General features: G+C 52.2%; 1 rRNA gene and 1 pseudogene. Both read left to right on the top strand.

Features of this window, described 5'->3' with window-relative positions:
* Window positions 1-96 (top strand): 5S ribosomal RNA (rrf, locus tag AC1DH9_RS30665); the annotation flags it as partial.
* Between the two features lie 232 nt (window positions 97-328).
* A pseudogene (locus tag AC1DH9_RS30660) lies at window positions 329-544 on the top strand (penicillin-binding protein 2); the annotation flags it as partial.

The following is a 544-nucleotide window of genomic DNA, read 5'->3' as shown; positions in this document are numbered from 1 at the left end:
GGAACCACCTGATCCCATCCCGAACTCAGCAGTGAAACGATGCATCGCCGATGGTAGTGTGGGGTTTCCCCATGTGAGAGTAGGTCATCGTCAAGATTAAATTCCGAAACCCCAATTGCGAAAGCAGTTGGGGTTTTGTTTTGCCTGCAAGAAAGTGCTCATCGGCTGCACCAATGTCCGACCGTCGTTTTGGCCGTCAAGGACAATCACTTGGGAAATTACCCCTAAAGTGGCCGCGCAGTTTTTGGTATGGTGCAGCTCGTTTTTTAATGGACTGATGTCACGCGCAGGGAATGGCGTTTAACCCGGTCAAAGAGTTGCTGCAGAAATGCCCGAACCGATCCCGATCAAGGACCACGAAAAAGAAACGCGCCTGGTCAACAAACGCCTATTGGCCTGCGCATTGTTCGTGGTTGCCATTACCTGCGCGCTGGTTGTGCGCATGTACGTCCTGCAAGTGGTCGAGTTTGACTATCACTCGACGATCTCTGAAAACAACCGGGTGCATGTCCTGCCCATAACCCCGACTCGCGGTCTGATCTAA

The organism is Pseudomonas sp. 05T35, from assembly GCF_056396605.1.
Note: the sequence above shows the minus strand (reverse complement) of the source record. Positions and strands in the feature narration are given on the sequence as shown.